The organism is Hyunsoonleella jejuensis (assembly GCF_900111025.1).
In the GTDB taxonomy this organism is placed as follows: Bacteria; Bacteroidota; Bacteroidia; order Flavobacteriales; family Flavobacteriaceae; genus Jejuia; species Jejuia jejuensis.
In genome coordinates, this window is sequence record NZ_FOFN01000002.1 from 129408 (window position 1) to 151677 (window position 22270).

Genomic DNA, 22270 nt, shown 5'->3' on the forward strand with positions numbered 1-22270 from the left:
TCATTTTTTTACATAGAACAACTCTTTTTTCCTATAAGGATCAAGCTTCTTGTATCTCATATGCTGCCCCTGCAACATAAAACAACTAAAAAATGAAAATCACTTCATCATATAAACCGAATTGATGTACCCCTCACCATCATATTCCCCTACAGGATGATCTGGGTCGGTAATCCATTTTCCATTAACAACAAAAATTTCATAGTCTTTCAGAATACTATATCCAATAACCCCTAAGATTTTTATCTTTTTACTTTTCTCAATATGTGATAAATTAATGACATCTGAAACCTTATCGTAAAACTTAAAGCCATTAAGATAAAACTCATCAATCTGTTTTTCAAAGGATTGGTCTAAAACAGCATTCACACCTGATGCATTGTTTTGTTTTCTATTAAATTCATAAAGATTATCAAAATGTACACTGTTTAGAATTAACGCCTTAGAACCGGTATCGATAATAAAATTGCCTTTATTGTCTTGTAGTTGGGCTTCAACAACAATGAGATGATCTACCAATTTAATCGGGATGCGTGTAGTAAACTGGTTTAAAACTTCGGCTTTTGGAAATACAATCGGAGGGTAGGCTTCAGTACTTGTATTAGCAAAACATATACTTGCTACACAAAAAAATACTATAAGCCAAAGTCTTTTCATACTATAAAGACTCTATAAAAGCTAAAATGTTACATGGTTTCACTACAAATGTATCGACATAAAAGCTTTAAGTTTGCCCCAAGTATCCAAAAGCTCTAAACCCGTCCAACCGTGTCCCGCATTTTCATACAATGTAAACTGGTGCGTAACATTTAATGCCTGCAATTTATCTCGCATATCTATACCTTGGGTTGTGGGAACTAAAGGGTCTTGCCCGCCGTAAAACATAATGGTTGGAGGAGCAGATGCCGTAACTTGATGGAACGGACTTACCTCTTCCAAAAAACTTGTAGTTGGTTCTACACCAAAAACATCCAATAATTCTTGAAGCGCAGGATTTGTATTATTTACGTACTCTGGATCGGTAAGGTTAGTAGGGCCAACAATGCTGCAAACCATATCAACCTTAGCGTTAGTGTCAAAGGCGTAACTCCATAATAAAGATAAATGTGCACCTGCACTTGTACCAATAAAACCAATATCTTCGGAAATAGAGTATTTGCTTTTATGCTCTTTTAAAAATACTACCACACTAGTAATATCCTCAATTTGCATAGGGTATGGAGCATTATTTGCATCTGCTAATCTATAATTCATATTTACAACAGCAACATCAGTAAGTTCTTGTGTTACCAATTGCTTAATGGGTTCCATATTAGCTTTACTGCCAGACGTCCAACCGCCACCATGTATCAAAATTACCGTTTTTGTAGCCGATGTTCTATTAGCAGGAAGATATAAATCGAACTTTTGGCGTTCGTTTATTCCATAAAAAATATCGAGCTCTTCATAAGCCTTACTAGTATCTAAAGTGTCATTGGGATTTTCAGAACTATCAGTTGTTTCATTAGAGCAAGCCATATTTAGAAACACTAACAAAACACTAACAAAATATAACTTTACTATTTTCATGACAATTTTTTTAATTACTTTGTAAACGCTGGCGCAAGATAAATATTATGGCGGAATTTATCAGAATATACGAAGAAAACCCTAATCCGAAGGAAATTGATAGGGTAGTAAAGGTACTTAAAAAAGGAGGGCTTATTATTTATCCAACCGATACTGTTTATGGCTTAGGTTGCGATATAACCAACCTTAAAGCGTTGGAGAAGGTAGCCAGAATAAAAGGTGTTAAGCTGGAGAAATCTAACTTTTCCTTTGTTTGCCATGATTTAAGCAACCTTAGCGATTACGTAAAACAGATTGACACTTCTACATTTAAAATATTAAAACGAGCCCTTCCAGGAGCATATACTTTTATTCTTCCAGGTTCCAAGTCGTTGCCCAATCCGTTTAAAAAACGTAAGACCGTGGGCATAAGAGTGCCTAAAAATAACATTGCTTTAGAGATAGTAAAACAACTAGGCAACCCTATAATCTCAACATCAATACGAGACGAAGACGAAATCTTAGAATATACTACAGACCCCGAATTAATACTTGAAAAATGGGAAAATCTTGTGGATTTGGTGATAGATGGTGGATATGGTGGTAATGAGCCCTCTACCATAGTAGATTTATCAGATGGTGAACCCATAATAATAAGGGAAGGTAAAGGGAGTTTAGAGATTTTATAAAAAGTAATATTGACTCCAACGGCAATTTCATCATTAAACATAAAAAAGCCCAATCTAATGATTGGGCTTTTACTATTATATAAAAATAATTTCTTAGTTACCTCCAGCTTCAAGGTTTTTCATTTCCTTTTCAACCAAATCATAAAACTGGTCTAATTTTGGAAGTACAACAATTCTAGTACGTCTGTTTGTTGCTCTATTTTCAGCCGTATCATTATCTACTAATGGTACGTAAGAACTACGTCCTGCTGCTATTAATCTTCCAGAATTTACACCTAAATCTTCTAAAACACGAACTACAGATGTTGCTCTCTTTACACTTAAGTCCCAATTGTCTAACAACACACCTTTTTGGTAAGATCTACTATCGGTATGCCCTTCAACCATACATTCAAAATCAGGCTTTGCTTTTACAACTTTCGCTACTTTTGCTAACACTTCTTTGGCTTTGCTAGTTACATTATAGCTTCCGCTTTGGAATAATAACTTATCTGATATAGAGATAAATACAACGCCTTTTTCAACGTTTACTTCAATGTCTGGATCGTTAATACCAACCTCACGTTTAAAGCTAGTTACTAATGCTAAGGTAACACTATCCTTCTTAGTTAATGCATCCTGTAAACGCGTAATTTTTAAATCCTTCTCCTTAATGCTCTCTAAGGTTTTTTCAACATTACTAGCGCCTTTAGCAGATAAGATTTGCAGATTATCATTGTACTTCTTCAAATCAGAAACCTGTCCTTCCAATAAAGATACCTTAGCTGTAGCAGAGGCTCTTTCTTCTAAACAAGAATTCAATTTAACTGTAGCGGAGTTTAACAAATCTTGCGTTTCTTTTTGCTTTTCTTCAAGTGCTAAGTACTCTTTTTTAGAGACGCAAGAACTCAATACAAATAATGCAGATAAACTAAGCAATAATAATTTTTTCATAATAATAATATAGGTTTTTCGGATTAAATAATTGCTAATTGATTTTGAACAAAAGTATATAAAAAACAAGGGATTTTAGAACTGTTAACAAAACTTTTACTAACCGAGTTATAAACTTTTGTAAAACCTTTTTCTATTTACGAAATATTGCCAAACTATAGATGTTTTACGGTAATATTTTATTTTATTACCTATCGCTTTTCGTTTTACTATTAAGTAGGGTAGATGCGCATAAAAACTAAAATGTGCTTTGATAATAGCAATAAAGTGTTTTGGTTTTAGTTCCACTAAAAACTTAATTCCGGCAATTGCGTCTAACATTAATCTCACAAAAACTAAAAAGAAGGTATTGCCTCGTGCGTTTTTCACAAGAGCAAACAAACTATTCCTAAAATTTAAAAATGTCTTTCTAGGATTACTGTTGCTTAAGGTAGCGCCACCAACATGATATATTTTTGACAGTCCGTTGTAAATTACATCATACCCTTTATTTTTAGTACGCCAGCATAAATCTATTTCTTCCATATGCGCAAAAAAAGATTCGTCAAAACCATTCAACTCATCGTATACGCTGCTTCGAATAAACAAACATGCCCCAGAAGCCCAAAAAATAGGAACAATGTCATTATACTGCCCAGTATCGTTTTCCAAAGTATTAAAAATTCTTCCTCTACAATAGGGATAACCAAACTTATCAATAAATCCACCTGCGGCACCAGCATACTCAAAACAGCTTTTGTTGTTGTAGTTTAATATTTTAGGCTGGACAATGGCTGCAGAAGGATTGTCTTCAAACGTGTCTTTAATAGGTGTCAACCAATTTTTGGTAACTTCTACATCACTATTCAATAAACAAAATACATCTGCCTCAATATGTTTTAAAGCGTCGTTATAGCCTTTGGCATACCCACCATTTTCTTTGTTTTGAATGATTTTTATACTAGGAAAGTTCGCTCTTAAAAAAGTAATGGAATCGTCTGTTGAGGCATTATCAGCTACATAAATAGCAGCACCTTCAGAATAGGCCACAACCGAAGGTAAAAACTGAGCCAAGAGTTTTTTCCCATTCCAATTTAAAACAACAACAGCTATTTTCATCTTTTATATGCTGGAATATCCCTTAAAAATTGATAGAGTTCCTTTTCGAAATTCATTTGGCAATAATAATGATTTAATCCGTTAGTTACCATCAAATAATCAGCCTTTAAGGTCAAATTATAACGTGCAATTTGGTCGAAGACAGTTTGGTTAATATCTATTTGTGGGGCTTTGCATTCCACAATAAGATAGATATCTCCATCAGGTTTAAAAACTACTATATCGTAACGTTTCCTTAGATCGTTAATTTTTAATTCTTTCTCTACGTTTATTAGCGATTTGGGAAACCCTTTATCTTCAAGTAAATAGTGAATACAATTTTGACGCACCCATTCTTCGGGTTGTAAAACCACAAACTTTTTACGAATGATGTCGAAAATTAAAACTTTATTTTCGCTACTTTTGAATCGAAACCTATATGTGGGAAAATTTAATTTGTGCACATCGCAAATGTATTATTATAATGGTATTTTAAATACTTTTCGCAGAAAATTTTATTGAGATTTGGACGAGATAAAAGAACTGGTAACTGATATAAAAAACAGAAAATTAAAGCCCATTTACTTTTTAATGGGAGAAGAGCCGTACTATATTGATAAAATATCAGATTTTATTGAAGATACGGTTTTAACGGAAGAAGAGCGTGGCTTTAATCAAATGGTGCTATATGGTAGAGATGTCTCTATTGAAGACATAGTTAGTAATGCCAAACGCTACCCAATGATGGCGGAATACCAAGTGGTAATTATTAAAGAAGCCCAGGATTTATCGCGTACCATTGAAAAATTGGCAGCTTATGCAGACCAGCCACAACCCACGACGATTTTGGTAATTAATTATAAGTATAAAAAAATCGATAAGCGGAAGTCGTTATATAAAGCCTTAAAAAAAACAGGGATTATTTACGAAAGTAAAAAGCTGTATGAAAACCAAGTTTCTGATTGGATAAGGCGTGTGCTTTCGCCCAAGGGTTATAGTATTACCCCAAAAGCTGCACAAATGCTTGTTGAATTTTTGGGTACAGATTTAAGTAAAATAAATAACGAGCTAGAAAAATTACAAATAATATTGCCAAAAGACAGGCAAATAACACCAGAGGTTATTGAGGAAAATATTGGCATTAGTAAGGATTACAATAATTTTGAGTTACGCAAGGCAATAGGAGAGCGCAATACATTAAAAGCCCATAAAATAGTTAATTATTTTGCTGAAAACCCTAAAGACAACCCTATGGTTGTTACAGTATCGCTACTCTTCAACTTTTTTTCACAGCTTTTGCATTATCATGGATTAAAAGACAAATCTCCAAGAAGTGTAGCTACTGCACTTCGCATTAACCCTTATTTTGTTAATGAATATGTTACATCGGCAAGAAATTATCCAATGCGAAAAGTAAGTGCCGTAATTGCTGTTTTAAGGGAGTTTGATGTAAAAGGAAAAGGTGTTGGCGCAAATGCAGTACCTCAAGGTGATTTGTTAAAGGAGTTATTGGTAAGAATTTTAAATTGATGGATGTAGCGATTCACGATAGCTGGAAAACACATTTAAAAGAGGAATTTGAAAAGCCTTATTTTAAAGATTTGGTAGCATTTGTAAAGCAAGAATATAAAGCGCATCAATGTTTCCCACCAGGAAAAGATATATTTAATGCTTTTAATTTTTGTGGTTTTAATGATGTAAAGGTAGTTATTATAGGCCAAGATCCTTACCATGGTCCTAATCAGGCAAATGGCCTTTGTTTTTCGGTGAAAGATGGCATTCCACATCCGCCTTCGCTCGTTAATATATTTAAGGAAATAGAAACTGATATTGGAAATCCCTATCCTAAAAGCGGTGATTTATCGCATTGGGCGAAACAAGGTGTGTTGCTATTAAATGCTACATTAACGGTTAGGGCACACCAAGCTGGAAGTCATCAGAAAAAAGGTTGGGAGACTTTTACTGATGCGGTGATTAAAGCTGTAAGTTCAAAAAAAGAAAATGTTGTTTTTTTACTTTGGGGAGGTTATGCAAAGCAAAAATCCAAATTAATTGACACGAGCAAACATCACATACTCACATCAGGCCATCCATCACCACTAAGTGCCAATAGAGGCTATTGGTTTGGGAACAAACATTTTAGCAAGACTAATTCCTTGTTGATAAAAACCAAAAAAGATATTATTAATTGGTAGATACTAGCTTCCTGTAGGCGCTAGGTCTTCATTAAATTCTATAAGCACCCTGTTTGACTTAAGGACGATTGGTTTATTTTCCTGTTTTTTTGCTTTTACAGTTTTATTACAACTGAATTTAAGCAACAGAAGATTAATTAAAACCAAACAAGAAATAACAATAGTAGTTGTTAATAACATAGGCAATTTAGATTTAGTTCGGTGAAAGTATTAAAAAAATCGTTAAAGTGCAAATTTAAACAATTTTATATAGACCTTAATACAAATTTAGCGAATAAAATACTACACGCCTATAAGTAGAACTACTTAATTTTCACTTTTATTAATTTGTTTTAAATACACTAGCTGATTTAATATTCTTTCAATATTTTCTTTTCATATTATTATTTTAATAACTCCAAGGTGCTTTACAAAATATAATTTATTTTTGACCAAAATATTATAAGTATGATCACACCAGAATGGATAACCGTAAAAGAATATGAAGACATCACTTATAAAAAAAGCGATGGTGTAGCAAGAATTGCGTTCAATAGACCAAATGTAAGAAACGCATTTAGACCGAAAACTACAAGTGAGCTTTATGATGCGTTTTATGATGCTAATGAAGACACTTCTATTGGGGTAGTGTTACTTTCGGCTGAAGGCCCTTCAACAAAAGATGGTGTGTATTCGTTCTGCAGCGGTGGCGACCAAAAGGCTAGGGGACATCAAGGTTATGTTGGTGAGGATGGATATCACCGTTTGAATATTTTAGAAGTGCAGCGGTTAATCCGCTTTATGCCTAAAGCAGTAATAGCTGTTGTTCCCGGTTGGGCAGTCGGTGGTGGCCACAGTTTACATGTGGTTTGCGATTTAACCCTCGCAAGTAAAGAACACGCCATTTTTAAACAAACCGATGCAGATGTAACTAGTTTTGATGGCGGTTATGGTTCCGCATACCTAGCGAAAATGGTAGGACAAAAAAAAGCACGTGAAATATTCTTTTTAGGAAGAAATTACTCTGCCCAAGAAGCTTTTGAAATGGGCATGGTGAACGCGGTAATACCGCATGATAAACTGGAAAGTACAGCTTATGAGTGGGCTCAGGAAATTCTAGCAAAATCACCAACATCTATTAAAATGTTAAAGTTCGCCATGAATCTCACCGATGATGGTATGGTGGGCCAGCAGGTCTTTGCAGGTGAGGCTACACGACTAGCTTATATGACCGATGAGGCTAAAGAAGGTAGAGATGCATTTTTAGAAAAGCGCAAGCCTAACTTCAACAAAAAATGGATTCCATAATGAAAGACGTTTCTGTTTGGATTTCAGCAATGCGTCTAAGAACATTGCCTCTGTCAGTTTCCGGTATTATAATAGCATCAAGTTTTGCTGAATATAATGGGTGTTTTGACTGGCAAATTTTTATGCTTGCCATTTTAACAACCATAAGCTTACAGGTGCTTTCTAATTTAGCTAACGATTACGGTGATGGCATAAAAGGGACAGACGATGAAAACAGGATAGGGCCAGAACGTGCCCTACAAAGCGGTAAAATAACACCAGCCATGATGTTTGAAGCCATTAAATTGAATATCTTAGTCTGTATAGTACTTTCTTTTCTTCTTATTTTTTCAGCATTTGGTTCGCAACATTTTCTATTAACATTATTGTTTTTTACTTTGGGGATTGGTTCTGTTATTGCCGCAATTCGTTATACCATAGGCAGTAAGGCTTATGGCTATCGTGGACTTGGCGATGTTTTTGTATTTATATTTTTTGGATTGGTTAGCGTTATTGGCTGTTATGTATTATATGCAAAAACCATACATCATGTGGTGTTTTTGCCCGCAATAACTATTGGGCTTTTGTCAGTAGCGGTTCTTAATTTAAATAACATGAGAGACATCGTATCAGATAAAGCCTCAGGCAAAATCACCTTAGCTGTAAAACTGGGTATAGTAAACGCAAAAAAATATCATGTTTTCTTAATAGCTTCAGCAATAGTTATTTCACTTTTATTCGGTATCTTATACTATACATCGCCTTTTAATTTAATATATTTCATAGTGTATATTCCATTGATAAGACATATTAAAACGGTTAAACGGAACCAAGAACCTAAAGCATTAGACCCAGAGCTTAAAAAAGTGGCACTTTCTACATTTTTATTGTCAGTACTTTTGGCAATTGGGCACCTCATGTAATAAGGCCTATTGTTTCAATTTTACATCAAATTGATTATTTTAGTAAAAAAGTAATTTATAATGAAAATCACATTTTACGGACATGCAAGCCTAGGATTAGAAGTTGGGAATTTTAATATTCTTGTGGATCCTTTTATTTCAGGAAACCCAAAGGCAAGCCATATCAATATTGAATCACTTAAAGCTGATTATATTTTAATAACTCATGCACATCAAGACCATATTCTAGATGTTGAGACCATTGCGAAACGCACAGGGGCAGTAATAGTTTCTAATTATGAAATTGTAACGCACTATGAGGCTAAAGGGTTAAAAGGGCATCCTATGAATCATGGTGGCTCATGGGAATTTGATTTTGGTAAGGTAAAATATGTAAACGCTATACACACCTCTTCTTTTCCCGATGGTTCTTATGGCGGACAACCAGGAGGATTCATTATAGAAACCGAAAATAAAACCATTTATATTGCTGGAGATACCGCCCTCACTTATGATATGAAATTAATTGGTAAGGCCTTCGATTTGGATTTAGCAGTACTACCCATCGGTGATAATTTTACAATGGGCGTTGATGATGCCTTAATAGCTTCTGATTTTGTAAAGTGTAATAGTATCTTAGGCTATCACTACGATACATTCGGGTATATAGAAATAGACCAAATTAAGGCAAAGGCTAAATTTGATACAGCATCTAAATCACTAACGCTTTTAGATATTGGAGCCTCAATAGAGCTATAACAACACTACCCATTTCTGTACTATACACAAAACTCTGTTTGTTCAAATACAGTTATGTCACTTTTAACTTAGCATGATTAACGGGTTAATACTAAGTATTTTTAATCCTTATTGTAGGATAAGAAAGAACAATAACTAGTTATTTTATTTTATATTTAATAGTATTACTTTTATGTTAGTAATTAATACTATTTATAATGAGATTAAAGCTTTCGTTTTTAACTTTCGTACTATCAATAACGATAAGTAATGCGCAAATAGACCAATCACAAATAGGTGCTTGGTATATGTATTTCTTTAATAATCAATTTGAAAAAAGCAGTTTTGGTATTCAAGGTGACGTACAATATCGAAATTGGAATGTTTTAGGAGACTTAGAACAACTTTTAATTAGAACAGGTTTTACTTACACGCCAAAAGATTCTGGAGTACTATTCACTTTAGGATATGCCAATATTACTACAGGCACATTTGGTGGAAGTAATGATACCACAAGTGAAAATAGAATCTACCAAGAGGCATTATTTTCACAAAAATTAGGCGGACGGTTTTATATAGCGCATCGTTTTAGGTACGAACAACGCTTTGTAGAAAATCAAGATTTTAGAACAAGATACCGCTATAATGTATTTTTAAATATTCCTCTAAATAAAGCGGCATTAGTAAAACATGCCATATACTCAGCATTTTACAATGAAATATTTATCAATGGCCAAACAGATATTGGTAACAACAATAACGTACAGATTTTTGATAGAAATAGAACCTATTTAGGCTTAGGGTATGTCTTAAAACCAGGGCAGCGCATTCAGCTGGGTTGGATGAATCAAAAAACCGTAAACTGGGGCAAAGGACAATTACAATTTAGTTTCCATCACAACTTTTAATATTTATAATTAAAACAAAAATAGCGCTATGAAAACATCATTAAACATTTTAAGTATTGCAGTTTTAGTAAGTATTGTATTATCCTGTGGCAATTCAGATAAGAAAACTGATGCAGTTGAAACAAATGCTACTATGGTAAATATTGAAAAACCAATAAAGAGTGTGCTTACTGCAGATGAACAAGCAAGTATGACGCCAGATGAAATTATTGGCAGACTAAAAAAAGGGAATGAGAACTTTGTAAATAATAATTTGACGCAAAGAGACCATTCAGAACAACGTCGTAAAGCTGCTATTGGTCAATATCCAAAAGCTATTGTACTATCTTGTGTTGATAGTAGAGTACCTGTTGAGGATATTTTTGATTTAGGCATTGGGGATATTTTTGTGGCTAGGGTAGCAGGGAATATTGAGAACAGAGATATTGTTGGTTCCATGGAATTTGCTTCAGCCGTAGCTGGGTCTAAGCTTATTATTGTTTTAGGGCATACCTCATGCGGTGCAGTAAAGCATGCTATAGATAATACCGATGCAGCTTCCATGAATATGAATGCTTTAAACAATTTATTAGAAGAGATAAAGCCATCTGTAGCTTTAACAGAAAAAGATGGAGATATATCCTCTAAAAACACAGCATTTACTAATAGGGTTATCAAGAATAACGCAATAAAAACTGTAGAAGATATTCGAAAAGCATCGCCAAAAATAGCTGAACTTGAAAAAGAAGGGCAAATAAAACTAGTTGCAGCAGTTTACAATATGGAAACAGGTAAAGTAGAATTTATATAATTACCACATAAGTTCATTAAAATAATTTAAAAGGGCAGCTTTAATATTTAAAGTTGTCCTTTTTTACATTTTTGATATGTATTTTTACGGCGTTATTATGACTGCTAGTTTCAAAAAACATATTCTTAATTTTAAAACGCCAAGTGGCACATCTAGAGGAATTTTAAAAACCAAGGAGACTTGGATTTTAATTATTCAAACTAAAGGAAAAGAGGGGATAGGTGAATGTGGCATGTTTAAAGGGTTATCTATTGATGATCGTCCAGATTTTGAAGGTAAACTAAAATGGGCATGCACCAATATTAATAAGGGTTTAGAATTTCTAATTTCTGAATTAACAGAATTCCCAAGTATTCAATTTGGATTAGAAATGGCTTTTAAATCACTACAAAGTCAAGACAAGTTCGATTTATTCCCTTCGGAATTCACAAGAGGCAACGCCTCAGTATCTATAAACGGTTTGATATGGATGGGAAGTGAAGCATTTATGAAACAGCAAATCAAAGATAAAATTGCAGCCGGTTTCAACTGTATAAAACTAAAAATAGGAGCCATAGATTTTCAAAAAGAAATCGATCTCTTGAAATCCATTAGAAAACAATTTACTTCAAAAGATATAGAATTACGTGTTGATGCTAATGGTGCTTTTAGTCCGAATGAAGCCTTAGAAAAACTTAAACGTCTCTCTGAATTGGACTTACATTCCATAGAACAACCTATAAAACAAGGGCAAATTGATGATATGGCTTCACTTTGTGAACAAACACCATTGCCCATTGCTTTAGATGAAGAACTAATTGGTGTTTTTGATGTAACAAAAAAAACAGAATTACTACAAACTATTCGTCCGCAATATATTATATTAAAGCCCACTTTAGTTGGTGGTTTTAAGGGTAGTGACGAATGGATTACGAGTGCTGAAGAGAATGGAATAGGATGGTGGATTACCAGTGCTTTAGAAAGTAATATAGGCCTAAATGCAATTGCGCAATACACCTATAAAACAAAGAATAAAATGCCACAAGGTTTAGGAACAGGCAGTTTGTTTACTAATAATTTTGAATCGCCCCTATATGTTGAAAACGGGCGTTTGCAGTACAACAAAACAAAAAACTGGAAAATTAATTTATAAATTATGTACATAGAACAGGCTTACAAAGGATTAACAGACGCATGGCGATACATAGTAGGTGGTGCAATTATTTTTATAGCGTGGCAAGTTTTAGGCTCTGTGCCATTACTTATAGGGTTGGGTTTAAAAGTGGAGAGTTTAGCAGATTTTCCAACAGATATCCCAGGAATGGCAGCCTTATTAGGCCAGAATTTATTTCTGTTTTTAATGTTATTATCTTTTGCAATAGGAATAATAGGGGTTTTTATAAGTTTTAAGTATTTGCACAACTTATCGTTTACTCAATTTACAACAACAAGAGCTAAAGTAGATTGGAAAAGGTTCTGGTTTATTTTTATCCTTTGGGGTGTAATTAGCAGTAGCTTGGTGCTTATAGATTTCTTTTTTATTACGCCAGAAGATTATGTTCTAAATTTTGAGTTAAAACCTTTTTTAATATTATTAGTAATGGGCATTCTAATGTTTCCGTTACAAACGAGTTTTGAGGAATATGCCTTTAGGGGATATGGAATGCATTTTTTAGGTACAATAGCTAAAAACCGTTGGTTACCACTTATTATTACGTCGGTACTTTTTGGTGTAATGCATATCTTTAACCCAGAAGTAAAGCAACTAGGGTACATTATTATGGTGTATTATATAGGTACAGGATTTTTCCTGGGTATTATTACATTAATGGATGAAGGCCTAGAACTAGCTTTAGGATTTCACGCAGCAAATAATTTGTTTACAGCGCTCTTGGTTACTACGAGTTGGGGCGTGCTTCAAACACCCTCAATATTATTAAATACAACAGAACCAGAAAAAATAGCACTTACCGAAATTTTTGTTCCTGTTTTTATAGTATTTCCTACACTTTTATTTATTCTTGCCAAGAAGTACAAGTGGACCAATTGGAAGGACAAGTTATTCGGGCCAGTTAGTGAACCACCTAAAGAAGACTATAAAATTTTAGAAAAGTAATATATATTTATGACGCCAGATTACACCAAAGTACATAACAGATTTAAATTAGAAGGGTTTCATTACAATCATGAGGATTTAATGGAAGTTGCCTACAGTTTTGTAAAAGAAGGATATCCCTATCAACAAGAGCTAGGAATGTTTCTTTTAGATTGGTTAGACAATAAAGACACCATTAAAGTAAGAACATCAGGTTCTACAGGTAAACCTAAAACTCTGAAAATCAAAAAACAAGCAATGGTTAATTCAGCCATTACTACAGGTGATTTTTTTGATTTAACACCTGGTAAAAAAGTATTAAACTGTTTGCCTTCTAATTTCATAGCCGGTAAAATGATGATGGTGAGAGCTATAATTCTAGGGCTTGAAGTAGACATGGTAGTGCCATCGTCTTTACCTAGAATTGATTACGAAAAGGATTATGATTTTTGTGCATTTACCCCAATGCAACTCAAGAATTTTGCAAAGTATTTAAAATCTATTAAAACCGTAATAGTAGGAGGTGGGCGTGTTTCAAATCATATCAAAACATTAATAAAAGATAAAAAGCCCAAAATATATGAGACCTATGGCATGACGGAAACGGTGTCTCATATTGCGGTGAAAAAGTTAAATAACTTCACTGGAGATGCATCGGATAAATATTTTACCACATTACCTGGTATAAATATATCTATTGATGATAGGGGCTGTTTAGTAATTGATGCACCAAAGCTTTCTGATGACACTATTGTAACAAATGATTTAGTTGAAATTCATTCTGACAACCAATTTGAATGGATTGGTAGAATTGATAATATGATTAATACTGGAGGCATAAAAGTATTTCCAGAGCAGATAGAGGAGAAGCTTCAGGATAAAATGAATGGTCGACAATTTTTTATCTATGGTATAGAAGATGACACTTTAGGTGAAAAAGTAACAATGGTAGTGGAAGGTTCAGAACAGGACTTGGATAAAACGCTATTTGATGCTTTAGATAAATTTGAAAAACCAAAAGATATCTTATTCACAAGAAAGTTTAAAGAAACTGCATCAGGTAAAATTCACAGAGCCCATACGATCAAATCTATTTTAGAGGCATAAAAAAAATCCGAATCTTTATGATTCGGATTTTTTATTCTATATCTGTTAAAAAACTAATCTGTGGTTTCTTCCATAGTGTGGTACACGTTCTGCACATCATCGTCTTCTTCTAATTTTTCAAGTAGTTTATCTACATCGGCAGCTTGTTCAGCCGATAGTGGCTTTGTAACCTGTGGAATACGCTCAAAACCTGATGATAAAATCTCAATATTGTTTTCCTCTAAATACGATTGAATTTTACCGAAGCTCTCAAACGGCGCATAAATTATAACACTGTTTATTTCGTTACCATCTGCATCTTCGTCGGTATCTTCAAAAATTTCTTCAACACCAAAATCTATAAGTTCCAATTCTAATTCCTCTAAGTCGAGTGCTTCACCTTTAATCTTAAAATTACAGGTATGGTCAAACATAAACACCACAGAACCCGACGTACCCAAACTACCATCGCATTTATTAAAATAACTGCGCACATTGGCTACTGTTCTTGTGTTGTTATCAGTAGCTGTTTCCACTAAAACTGCAATACCGTGAGGTGCATAGCCTTCAAAAACCACTTCTTTATAGTCACCTTGATTTTTATCGCTCGCACGTTTTATGGCACGTTCAATATTATCCTTAGGCATATTTACAGATTTGGCGTTCTGTATTACAGCACGCAACCGGGAATTACTGTCAGGATCGGGACCACCTTCTTTAACAGCCATTACAATATCTTTGCCAATACGTGTAAAGGCTTTACTCATGGCAGACCAACGTTTCATTTTTCTTGCTTTCCTAAATTCAAAAGCTCTTCCCATAATATTAAGTTATAAGTTATACGTATTTAAGGTGCCTAAAGTTCTATTTTAAGCAACGCAAATTTAAAAATAATGTTTGAATGTTGCCGAGGCTGTAAATCGAAATTAATCTTCTACTGGTTCCACAATAAGTTCTATGGCTTCCGCTAATTTAAAATCTTTTATAGTGACGCCATCTGCATCGTGCGTAGATAATGATATGGTAAGAACGTTATAAACATTGCTCCAGTTCGGGTGATGGTTCTGGGCTTCACATTCAAACGCAATACGGCTCATAGCGCTAAAGCAGTCTTTAAAATTCTCAAATTCAAACTCGGCATGAATGGCATTATCGTAAAACTCCCAATCTGGAAATCGCAATAATTTGGCTTCTATTTCTTGTTCTGAAAGTGCTTTCATAATTCGGTGTTTTTATAGTAATGTTTCTAAAATAACAATTTTAGATTATAATTTTAGTTCTTTTAATAAATCCTGGCTTTGCGATTGTAGATGTTTAGGCAATGTGTTAAACTTGGGTAATACCGCTAAATACCTATCGTTATTTGTAGTATACACCCGTTTGTAAACTGCTTGTTTGTCTAATTCGAATGATGCGATAATTTCTTTTATAAATTCATCGTGATGCACCAAATCAGTACTTCCTAGGTGAAATACACCATATTTATTTCTATTGATGATATAATGAATTTGTTGCGTTAATTTTAAATCGGTAGCAACGTTCATTATCAAACTAGGAAAAATTTCTACAGGCTCCTTTTCCTTAATATTTTGAAGGATCTCGTTAATTCTTGGGGATTGATTACCGAAAACCATAGGCAACCTTAAAATAGCTGCCTGCTTTTTAGGCAAGCGCAATAGCATGTTCTCTATTTTTATTTTGAAGTGACCATATATGCTATTGCTTAAGGTTTTATCTTCCTCGTAGCTTGGATATTTGCTATAGGCATCAAACACATTGGCGGAGGACAAGTACAATATTTTTATATTCTTGCTATACACATATTCGGCGAGGTGCTGATGCAACAGGACTTGTTTTGAAAAATCACCTCGAAGTGCAGAAATTATAATGGTAGGTTTTACAATGTCTAGAATTTCATAAACATCATCCTCTTCAAAATTATATTGAAAAAAATGATGGTTCTTTTCCAGGTGCTTATTTGACGTGTTGTAAGTAGCGAACGTCCTAAAATAGGAGCAGAGTTCCTTATAAATAGCGCCACCTAAAAAGCCGCTGCCACCAAGAATTAAAATTGTATGTTTATATGCCTCCTTCATTCGCTAACTACACCAATAAACAGATTATCCTTTATAAAATGGAAGCTTTACAACTGTTGCAGGAACTGCATTTTTTCTAATTTGAATATTGATTTTACTGCCAGGGCTAGCAAAAACAGGAGGGACGTAGCCCAAACCAATACCTTTGCCAACTGATGGCGCCATGGTACCTGAAGTAACGTTTCCGATGGTGTTTCCATTTCCATCTACAATATCATAACCATGACGAGGAATACCGCGGTCATCTAATTCAAAACCAACTAATTTACGCTCCGGTCCGCGTTCTTTTTCAGCTTTTAACGCTTCAGAATTCGTAAAACCTTTTGTGAATTTTGTAATCCAGCCCAAGCCAGCTTCAATAGGAGAAGTGGTATCATCAATATCGTTACCGTAAAGGCAATAGCCCATTTCTAAACGCAATGTGTCGCGAGCCGCTAACCCAATAGGTTTAATACCAAAATTAGCTCCAGCCTGCAAAACTTTAGTCCAAATTTGTTCTACTTCGCTATTCTTGCAATAGATCTCGAAACCACCGCTGCCTGTATATCCTGTAGCTGAAATAATTACATGGTCGATTCCTGCAAAATCACCAACCTCAAAATTATAAAACTTGATTGCCGATAAATCGTGGCTGGTAAGCGATTGCATAGCTTCGATAGCTTTAGGGCCTTGAATGGCAAGTAGGGAATAGTCTTCACTTAAATCGCGCATGGTAGCGCCCACGTCGTTTTTAGACTGAATCCAGTTCCAATCCTTTTCAATATTGCTGGCATTTACCACTAGAAGATACGTTTCCTCCTTAACGCGATAGATAATTAAATCATCAACAATACCGCCGTTATCGTTGGGTAAACAACTGTATTGTGCTTTTCCTACAGTAAGTTTAGAAGCGTCGTTACTCGACACTTTTTGAATGAGCTCAAGCGCATGTGGTCCTTCAATTAAAAACTCACCCATATGCGATACATCAAACACACCAACGGCGTTTCGTACGGTTTCGTGTTCTATAGTAACGCCTTCATATTGTACAGGCATATTATAACCCGCAAAAGGTACCATTTTAGCACCAAGAGCTTCGTGAATTTTTGTTAAGGCTGTATTTTTCATATTATTTAATTATTCTTTGTAAGTATGTAAACCATAAGAAAGCAAATTAGTAAAATGCAAAAACCAACAACAATTCTATGTTTTGGTTTAAAGAAGGAAATAATGTTTTCAAAAAAATTCCCTAAATACTTTATGATGCCAACTAATAGGTCTTCCATAAATTTGGAACACAAATGTATTGAAATAAAACAGATTTATAAATTAGCAGCAGGGAAGTATTTTTGGTATATCGTAAAATTCTATTTTACATAATATAAATTATAGTACATTTATAGCAAATAGGCGTCGTATACGCAGTATTTTACATAATTGTCGATGTAGTTCCATGTTATAACATCGAAATAACGCGAGTAATTATCCATCGCTTGCCATAGTTTATCCTGAGCGAAGTCTAAGGACCAAAATAAAAGTTATGACCATATTAATTTCGATGACTTCTGTGAAATATTTATCACCAAAATTCTATTATGTAAAGAATAATATTACCCAGAATACTGCAATCAGTTAGAGAAGTCATGTACTGATTCTCTTTTCCCGAATCTTAGGGCAAAAAACCTATAAATCGTTGGAATAGGGTCTTTAATGAAAAATTTTAAACTGGAATGTGTTTTTAAAAATTGCCACCTAAATAAAACGTTCTTTTCTTGTTTTACTTTTAATTTTAAACCTTTTAGACTATAATAAGTACATGCATTAAATTTTTGCCTTGTCAAAGTTTGCCCTATACTCAACTTATGAGATAATTCTGGAAAATTGATACCCGCGTGTAACGAAGCCTCAAGCGACAACCAAAACCTAGGATTAATCTCAATAACTTTGAATTGTTGTACATTCACGTCAAATCTCAAATCAATATGTGCAATACCTGACCAATTAAGCGTTTTCATGAGCTTTTCTACCACGGAGAACAACTTGGGTTCTTCAATAAAAACATGAGCATAAGAAGGTGAAAAATCAGAAGCTTCATTAACAATACCTTTTTGAATGGTGTATGCTAAAATTTCACCTGCTTTACACAATACGCTGCAATCAATATCGTACCCTTCTATATATTCTTGAATAACGTGTGTTCCTAAAAAAATGTTATTTTTAAAATGGGTTTTAAGAGTATCCTTATTTTTAAAAATATGGATATGCTCACCCCCAGCAAACCCTATTGTAGGCTTACTTATTACAGGAAAATTTAATGTTTCCATTTTGTTTAATTCCTCCATATTGGTTACAAGTACCCTTTAGGATGTGGAATGTCATACGTATGTAAATGCTGAGACAGTAGTCCTTTATCATTAGCTGTATCAAAATTGTGAAGCTCAGGTAATAGCATTAACTTTTTTGCTGCTTTTAATTTGCTCTTGTATAGTATTAGTTTTCGAATGCTACCCGCAGAAACTGGCAAAATGAAATCAATACCGTGATTTTTCACTGTGTCGTCAATCGTATTAATATAATCTTCATCACTTTCAGTTTTTGGAGCATAAGAAAAGTGATTCACTAACCTCGAAAAACGCATTGGCGTGTATTTTAGATTCGAAAGCAGATATATTTTATACTGATTTGAAGTTGCCAAACAATTGATAACAGGTATTGCTAAATGGGAATGACCATCAGGAATCAATACCGATATACAGTCCTTTTTTTTCAATTTTAGTCCTTAATTTTTTCGTTTTTCCAAAGCATTGGAAGAAAAAACATATAACCGACTAGATTATGATAACCTGTGTCATATCTATTTGTTATGTCTTCTTTTGAAAGTAACTCACCATTTATTTTTAAAGAAATAGCATAGTTGGTATGTTCATCATATTGAGCCCAGCAAAAATACCATTGCGGAACCAATCGGGCATATACAACAGAACCTACCTGAAATAGAAGAAAAAGCATTCCAAGGGCATACTCAAATTTCATTCAAGTTTTATTTTAGACGGTTTATTATATAAATGTAATGAAAGAAAAGGATGGTCAACCTAAATAAATTTAAAAATTTGTTGTAACTCAAATTAGATCGATAAAAAATAGCTATCAACCAAACCAAAGCCTAATTGATAGCTATAACCACATTGTATAATACAATAATCCTATTTTAATTAATAGCCTTTAAATGCGCATATACCGGGTTTCCTTTTACTCGTAGTTCTATTTCTCTTTGAAAAATCTTAATTCCTTTTACATTGTTAAGTTTTCCGTCTGGAGCAAAGGCTTTTACAGCTAAGAACTCGCCATTTTCATTTATAGCTTTTACATTAATAATATTACCAGATCTACTTACACCTTTTACATCTAGCCTTAAATTATCTTTAGTTAAGGCTTTAATATCGTAAATGGTACCATCTGTTCCAATAGCTTTTACGGGTGCGTATGCATCGGTACTCTGTAAAATTTTTACAGGTAATTCTACTCCGTCCACAAATGCTTTAATATTCATAAAACTATGGTCTTTAGAATCTTGTGTTGCTTTTACATCAAATTTGTTACCATCAGCATCAAAGGCTTTTATATCTAGATTTTCTCCATTAGTTGTTACCGCTTTAATATTCCAAATAATTCTTTTAAAATCGCTTTTGTATATTTTTTTCTTTTTTGCCTTTGCAGGTATTTTAAGATCATCTTCATTAACTGCGGGATGCATTGCTTTTACATGTGCATGGATACCCACACCTTTTAAAGACATTTCTCTGTCTTGGTAATTAATTTTTACGCCTTTGATATCATTTAATTTGCCGTCTGGTGAGATCGCCTTTACGCCATAGTATTTCCCATCTTTGGTAATGGCTTTCATTAAAACCACGTAGCCAAATCTTGCAACGCCTTTAACATCTAGTTTTTTACCTTCTGGAGTTATAGCTTTAATGTAATACTTATCGCCATCTTGATTAATAGCGGCCACAGGTACAAATTGATTTTTACTCTCTAACATTTTAACTGGTAGATTTTTGCCATCTATAATAACTTTTACATCTAAGAAGTTATCCTGATCGGAGTTTTGAATGGCCTTTAGTTCGTAAGCCTTTCCTTGATCGTCAAAGGCTTTAACATCTAAGCTTTTTCCATCAGGCTGAATGGCTTTTACATTCCAATAGATGGTGCTAAACGTTTCAGCGTCCTCAGCATCCTCGGTATCTTCTAATTCAGTTTTAATCTTATTGGCTTTTGAAGTGCCATTATTACAAGATGTGAACACAAATAAGAATGCAAGAATAAAGAAACTATAACAGGTAGTTTTAATAAATGAATGGGTTGAAATTTTCATAATTAATATAACTTTTGAATTAGCTAAAATTATGAAAACCTGATACCATTTTTTATGATATTAGTCATGTAACACCGACGAATATTGATGCTACTGAACGCTTTGGGTGATACAGTATACTTAAAGCGAAGATAACATTTACTTTACCTGAATAAAATCCGTATAAAGCGCATAACGCTCAAAGATCTGATTTACATAATTAGCAGGTTCAGACCCCCGCACATAACCATACTTAATAAACGGTTTTTTGTAGTTTCTAGGTGAGCTAAGAGCTTTAATCATCTTTTCAACATGGTTTGTCCATATTTTGGGATTCAAACCATTTTCTTTAGCTAAACGCTGTGCGTCTAAAACATGACTATAGCCACAATTGTAGGCTGCCAATGTAAATTTAATGCGGTTAAGCTCATCAGGAATATCGGTAAATCTATTGTAAATCGTTTTTAAATATTTGGTACCACCTCGCATACTCTCATTAGGGTTTGTAACGTCCTTTATACCTAATTCTCTTGCTGTTGCTGGCATTACTTGCATAAGACCTCGGGCACCGGCCCATGATGAGGCCCCTGGGTGAAACCTTGATTCTTGATATACCTGGGAAGCTAATAATCGCCAATCCCAACCTAATGATTTGGCATACTGTTTAATTAAATGGTCATACTGACTAATTTGGTTGTTTTTTAAGCTATAATAATCGCTGTGTGTGCGTCTTTTAAATGAGCGTTTATTTTTAAAATACTTATTATAAATAACATTGTACTCGGTTTTCTTTCTCTGGGAAACAATCCATTTATTAATGGCTGCTTTGAGTTTTGGTGATTTTTTTCGTACTACCCATGCAATGCGTTGAGAAAATGAAATGGGTACGTCTATGTTTAAAATAGGATTGTCGGAAGCATTTATCTTTGCTAAATTTTCATCTGCAATGGTATACTTAATTTTACCTTCTGCAACCATATCAATTATTTCCCCTGTTGATAATTGACTGTCTAGCGTATCAATGATGATGTTTCCTCCTATTTCATTAGACAAACTGAGTAAGCGCTCATAATACGCAGAGTTTTTACGTATAGAAACCGTATCATTAATCAATTCCATAGGGCTATGTATCAATTGTTTGTTTAGGCGTTGCCATGATAATGTTCTATAATTATCCGGTTTTTTCTGCACAAGAACTTGCTTAGTGATATATAAATATTCTGTAAAGTCTACTTCCCATTTGCGTTGGTTTGTTACCGTCATACCATGTGCCACTAAATCTACATCACCCCTATTTAAGACTTCAAATTCAGCATCTAAATTATGCGAAACCACTATCTCTAATTTTAAGTCTAAATGATCTGCAAGACGTTGAAGTAGTTCATATTCAAAACCCATAGCTTCGCCCTTGTACAAGAAATAACTGGTGCTACTATAAACCACTAAAGCTTTTAAAACACCATCTTTTTTAATGTCATCTAAATCTTTGTCTACGGAATTTGCGACGAAAGGGTTGTAAACTTCTGTGTTATCATCAGTTTTAGGGTTGCTTTGATTTTTGCATGACACAACATGCAATAGCAATAATACTAAGAAAAATTGTATGGAACGTTTCATCTCTTCAACTCAAATATA

The 22270-nt window shown here is 34.0% G+C and carries 24 protein-coding genes and 1 pseudogene; 11 read left to right on the top strand and 14 right to left on the bottom strand.

Annotated elements, in window-relative coordinates; all coding sequences use genetic code 11:
• Positions 1–99: 99 nt before the first annotated feature.
• Positions 100–657, bottom strand: coding sequence for an early set domain-containing protein (locus BMY39_RS07275; RefSeq protein WP_092578112.1), 558 nt, complete (start codon positions 655–657; stop codon positions 100–102).
• Between the two features lie 42 nt (positions 658–699).
• Positions 700–1593: pseudogene (locus tag BMY39_RS07280) on the bottom strand (alpha/beta hydrolase fold domain-containing protein); the annotation flags it as partial.
• A gap of 23 nt (positions 1594–1616) precedes the next feature.
• On the opposite strand from BMY39_RS07280, the gene BMY39_RS07285 reads away from it, so the two are divergent.
• On the top strand, positions 1617–2237 hold the full coding sequence (locus BMY39_RS07285; protein ID WP_092578116.1) for an L-threonylcarbamoyladenylate synthase: 621 nt from the start codon (positions 1617–1619) through the stop codon (positions 2235–2237).
• A gap of 93 nt (positions 2238–2330) precedes the next feature.
• Here BMY39_RS07285 and BMY39_RS07290 read toward each other — a convergent pair whose 3' ends face one another.
• From BMY39_RS07290 to BMY39_RS07300, 3 genes are all read right to left on the bottom strand, one after another.
• A complete protein-coding gene (locus tag BMY39_RS07290) occupies positions 2331–3170 on the bottom strand; it encodes an OmpA/MotB family protein (RefSeq protein ID WP_092578118.1) in 840 nt (279 codons plus the stop codon).
• A gap of 108 nt (positions 3171–3278) precedes the next feature.
• Entirely contained in the window at positions 3279–4268 is a 990-nt protein-coding gene (locus BMY39_RS07295; protein ID WP_092578120.1) for a glycosyltransferase family 2 protein, read from the bottom strand.
• Entirely contained in the window at positions 4265–4711 is a 447-nt protein-coding gene (locus BMY39_RS07300; protein ID WP_092578122.1) for a type I restriction enzyme HsdR N-terminal domain-containing protein, read from the bottom strand. The genes BMY39_RS07295 and BMY39_RS07300 overlap by 4 nt, the downstream gene beginning before the upstream one ends.
• A gap of 61 nt (positions 4712–4772) precedes the next feature.
• Here BMY39_RS07300 and holA point away from each other — a divergent pair, with 61 nt between their 5' ends.
• From holA to BMY39_RS07350, 10 genes are all read left to right on the top strand, one after another.
• A complete protein-coding gene (gene holA / locus BMY39_RS07305; RefSeq protein ID WP_092578124.1) occupies positions 4773–5777 on the top strand; it encodes a DNA polymerase III subunit delta in 1005 nt (334 codons plus the stop codon).
• A complete protein-coding gene (gene ung, locus BMY39_RS07310; RefSeq protein WP_092578126.1) occupies positions 5777–6442 on the top strand; it encodes a uracil-DNA glycosylase in 666 nt (221 codons plus the stop codon). The genes holA and ung overlap by 1 nt, the downstream gene beginning before the upstream one ends.
• Before the next feature lie 447 nt (positions 6443–6889).
• Positions 6890–7729 (top strand): 1,4-dihydroxy-2-naphthoyl-CoA synthase, encoded by an 840-nt coding sequence (locus BMY39_RS07315; RefSeq protein WP_092578128.1) that lies wholly within the window; start codon positions 6890–6892, stop codon positions 7727–7729.
• Positions 7717–8631 carry a 1,4-dihydroxy-2-naphthoate octaprenyltransferase gene (gene menA / locus BMY39_RS07320; protein ID WP_245738207.1) on the top strand — a complete coding sequence of 305 codons (915 nt, stop codon included), beginning with the start codon at positions 7717–7719 and terminating at the stop codon, positions 8629–8631. The genes BMY39_RS07315 and menA overlap by 13 nt, the downstream gene beginning before the upstream one ends.
• A 60-nt stretch (positions 8632–8691) precedes the next feature.
• The gene (locus tag BMY39_RS07325) at positions 8692–9369 is read left to right on the top strand and encodes a metal-dependent hydrolase (RefSeq protein ID WP_092578130.1); all 678 of its coding nucleotides are present in this window, start codon (positions 8692–8694) and stop codon (positions 9367–9369) included.
• 197 nt (positions 9370–9566) lie between these two features.
• Positions 9567–10256, top strand: coding sequence for a DUF2490 domain-containing protein (locus tag BMY39_RS07330; RefSeq protein ID WP_092578132.1), 690 nt, complete (start codon positions 9567–9569; stop codon positions 10254–10256).
• Between the two features lie 28 nt (positions 10257–10284).
• Positions 10285–11046, top strand: coding sequence for a carbonic anhydrase family protein (locus BMY39_RS07335; RefSeq protein ID WP_092578134.1), 762 nt, complete (start codon positions 10285–10287; stop codon positions 11044–11046).
• A gap of 97 nt (positions 11047–11143) precedes the next feature.
• Complete coding sequence (locus tag BMY39_RS07340; RefSeq protein ID WP_177176564.1) at positions 11144–12178, top strand: o-succinylbenzoate synthase; 1035 nt, start codon at positions 11144–11146, stop codon at positions 12176–12178.
• Between the two features lie 3 nt (positions 12179–12181).
• Positions 12182–13141: a CPBP family intramembrane glutamic endopeptidase gene (locus BMY39_RS07345; RefSeq protein ID WP_092578136.1), complete on the top strand. Its 960-nt coding sequence runs from the start codon at positions 12182–12184 to the stop codon at positions 13139–13141.
• 9 nt (positions 13142–13150) lie between these two features.
• Positions 13151–14227 carry an AMP-binding protein gene (locus BMY39_RS07350; RefSeq protein WP_092578138.1) on the top strand — a complete coding sequence of 359 codons (1077 nt, stop codon included), beginning with the start codon at positions 13151–13153 and terminating at the stop codon, positions 14225–14227.
• Between the two features lie 53 nt (positions 14228–14280).
• Here the strand turns inward: BMY39_RS07350 and BMY39_RS07355 are convergent, their stop codons facing one another.
• From BMY39_RS07355 to BMY39_RS07400, 9 genes are all read right to left on the bottom strand, one after another.
• Positions 14281–15027, bottom strand: a complete 747-nt coding sequence (locus tag BMY39_RS07355) for a YebC/PmpR family DNA-binding transcriptional regulator (RefSeq protein ID WP_092578140.1) — start codon at positions 15025–15027, stop codon at positions 14281–14283.
• Between the two features lie 105 nt (positions 15028–15132).
• Positions 15133–15426, bottom strand: coding sequence for a 4a-hydroxytetrahydrobiopterin dehydratase (locus tag BMY39_RS07360; RefSeq protein WP_092578142.1), 294 nt, complete (start codon positions 15424–15426; stop codon positions 15133–15135).
• A 45-nt stretch (positions 15427–15471) separates the two neighbouring features.
• Entirely contained in the window at positions 15472–16302 is an 831-nt protein-coding gene (locus BMY39_RS07365; RefSeq protein ID WP_092578143.1) for a sugar nucleotide-binding protein, read from the bottom strand.
• Between the two features lie 24 nt (positions 16303–16326).
• Positions 16327–17409, bottom strand: a complete 1083-nt coding sequence (gene gcvT, locus BMY39_RS07370; protein ID WP_092578145.1) for a glycine cleavage system aminomethyltransferase GcvT — start codon at positions 17407–17409, stop codon at positions 16327–16329.
• Between the two features lie 500 nt (positions 17410–17909).
• Positions 17910–18605 (bottom strand): ATP-grasp domain-containing protein, encoded by a 696-nt coding sequence (locus tag BMY39_RS07380; RefSeq protein ID WP_177176565.1) that lies wholly within the window; start codon positions 18603–18605, stop codon positions 17910–17912.
• 23 nt (positions 18606–18628) lie between these two features.
• Positions 18629–19051 (bottom strand): hypothetical protein, encoded by a 423-nt coding sequence (locus BMY39_RS07385; protein ID WP_092578151.1) that lies wholly within the window; start codon positions 19049–19051, stop codon positions 18629–18631.
• Between the two features lie 2 nt (positions 19052–19053).
• Complete coding sequence (locus BMY39_RS07390; RefSeq protein ID WP_092578153.1) at positions 19054–19314, bottom strand: hypothetical protein; 261 nt, start codon at positions 19312–19314, stop codon at positions 19054–19056.
• A gap of 175 nt (positions 19315–19489) precedes the next feature.
• The gene (locus BMY39_RS07395; RefSeq protein ID WP_092578155.1) at positions 19490–20656 is read right to left on the bottom strand and encodes a DUF7486 family protein; all 1167 of its coding nucleotides are present in this window, start codon (positions 20654–20656) and stop codon (positions 19490–19492) included.
• A 138-nt stretch (positions 20657–20794) separates the two neighbouring features.
• Positions 20795–22252, bottom strand: coding sequence for an MltF family protein (locus BMY39_RS07400; protein WP_092578157.1), 1458 nt, complete (start codon positions 22250–22252; stop codon positions 20795–20797).
• Positions 22253–22270: the final 18 nt, after the last annotated feature.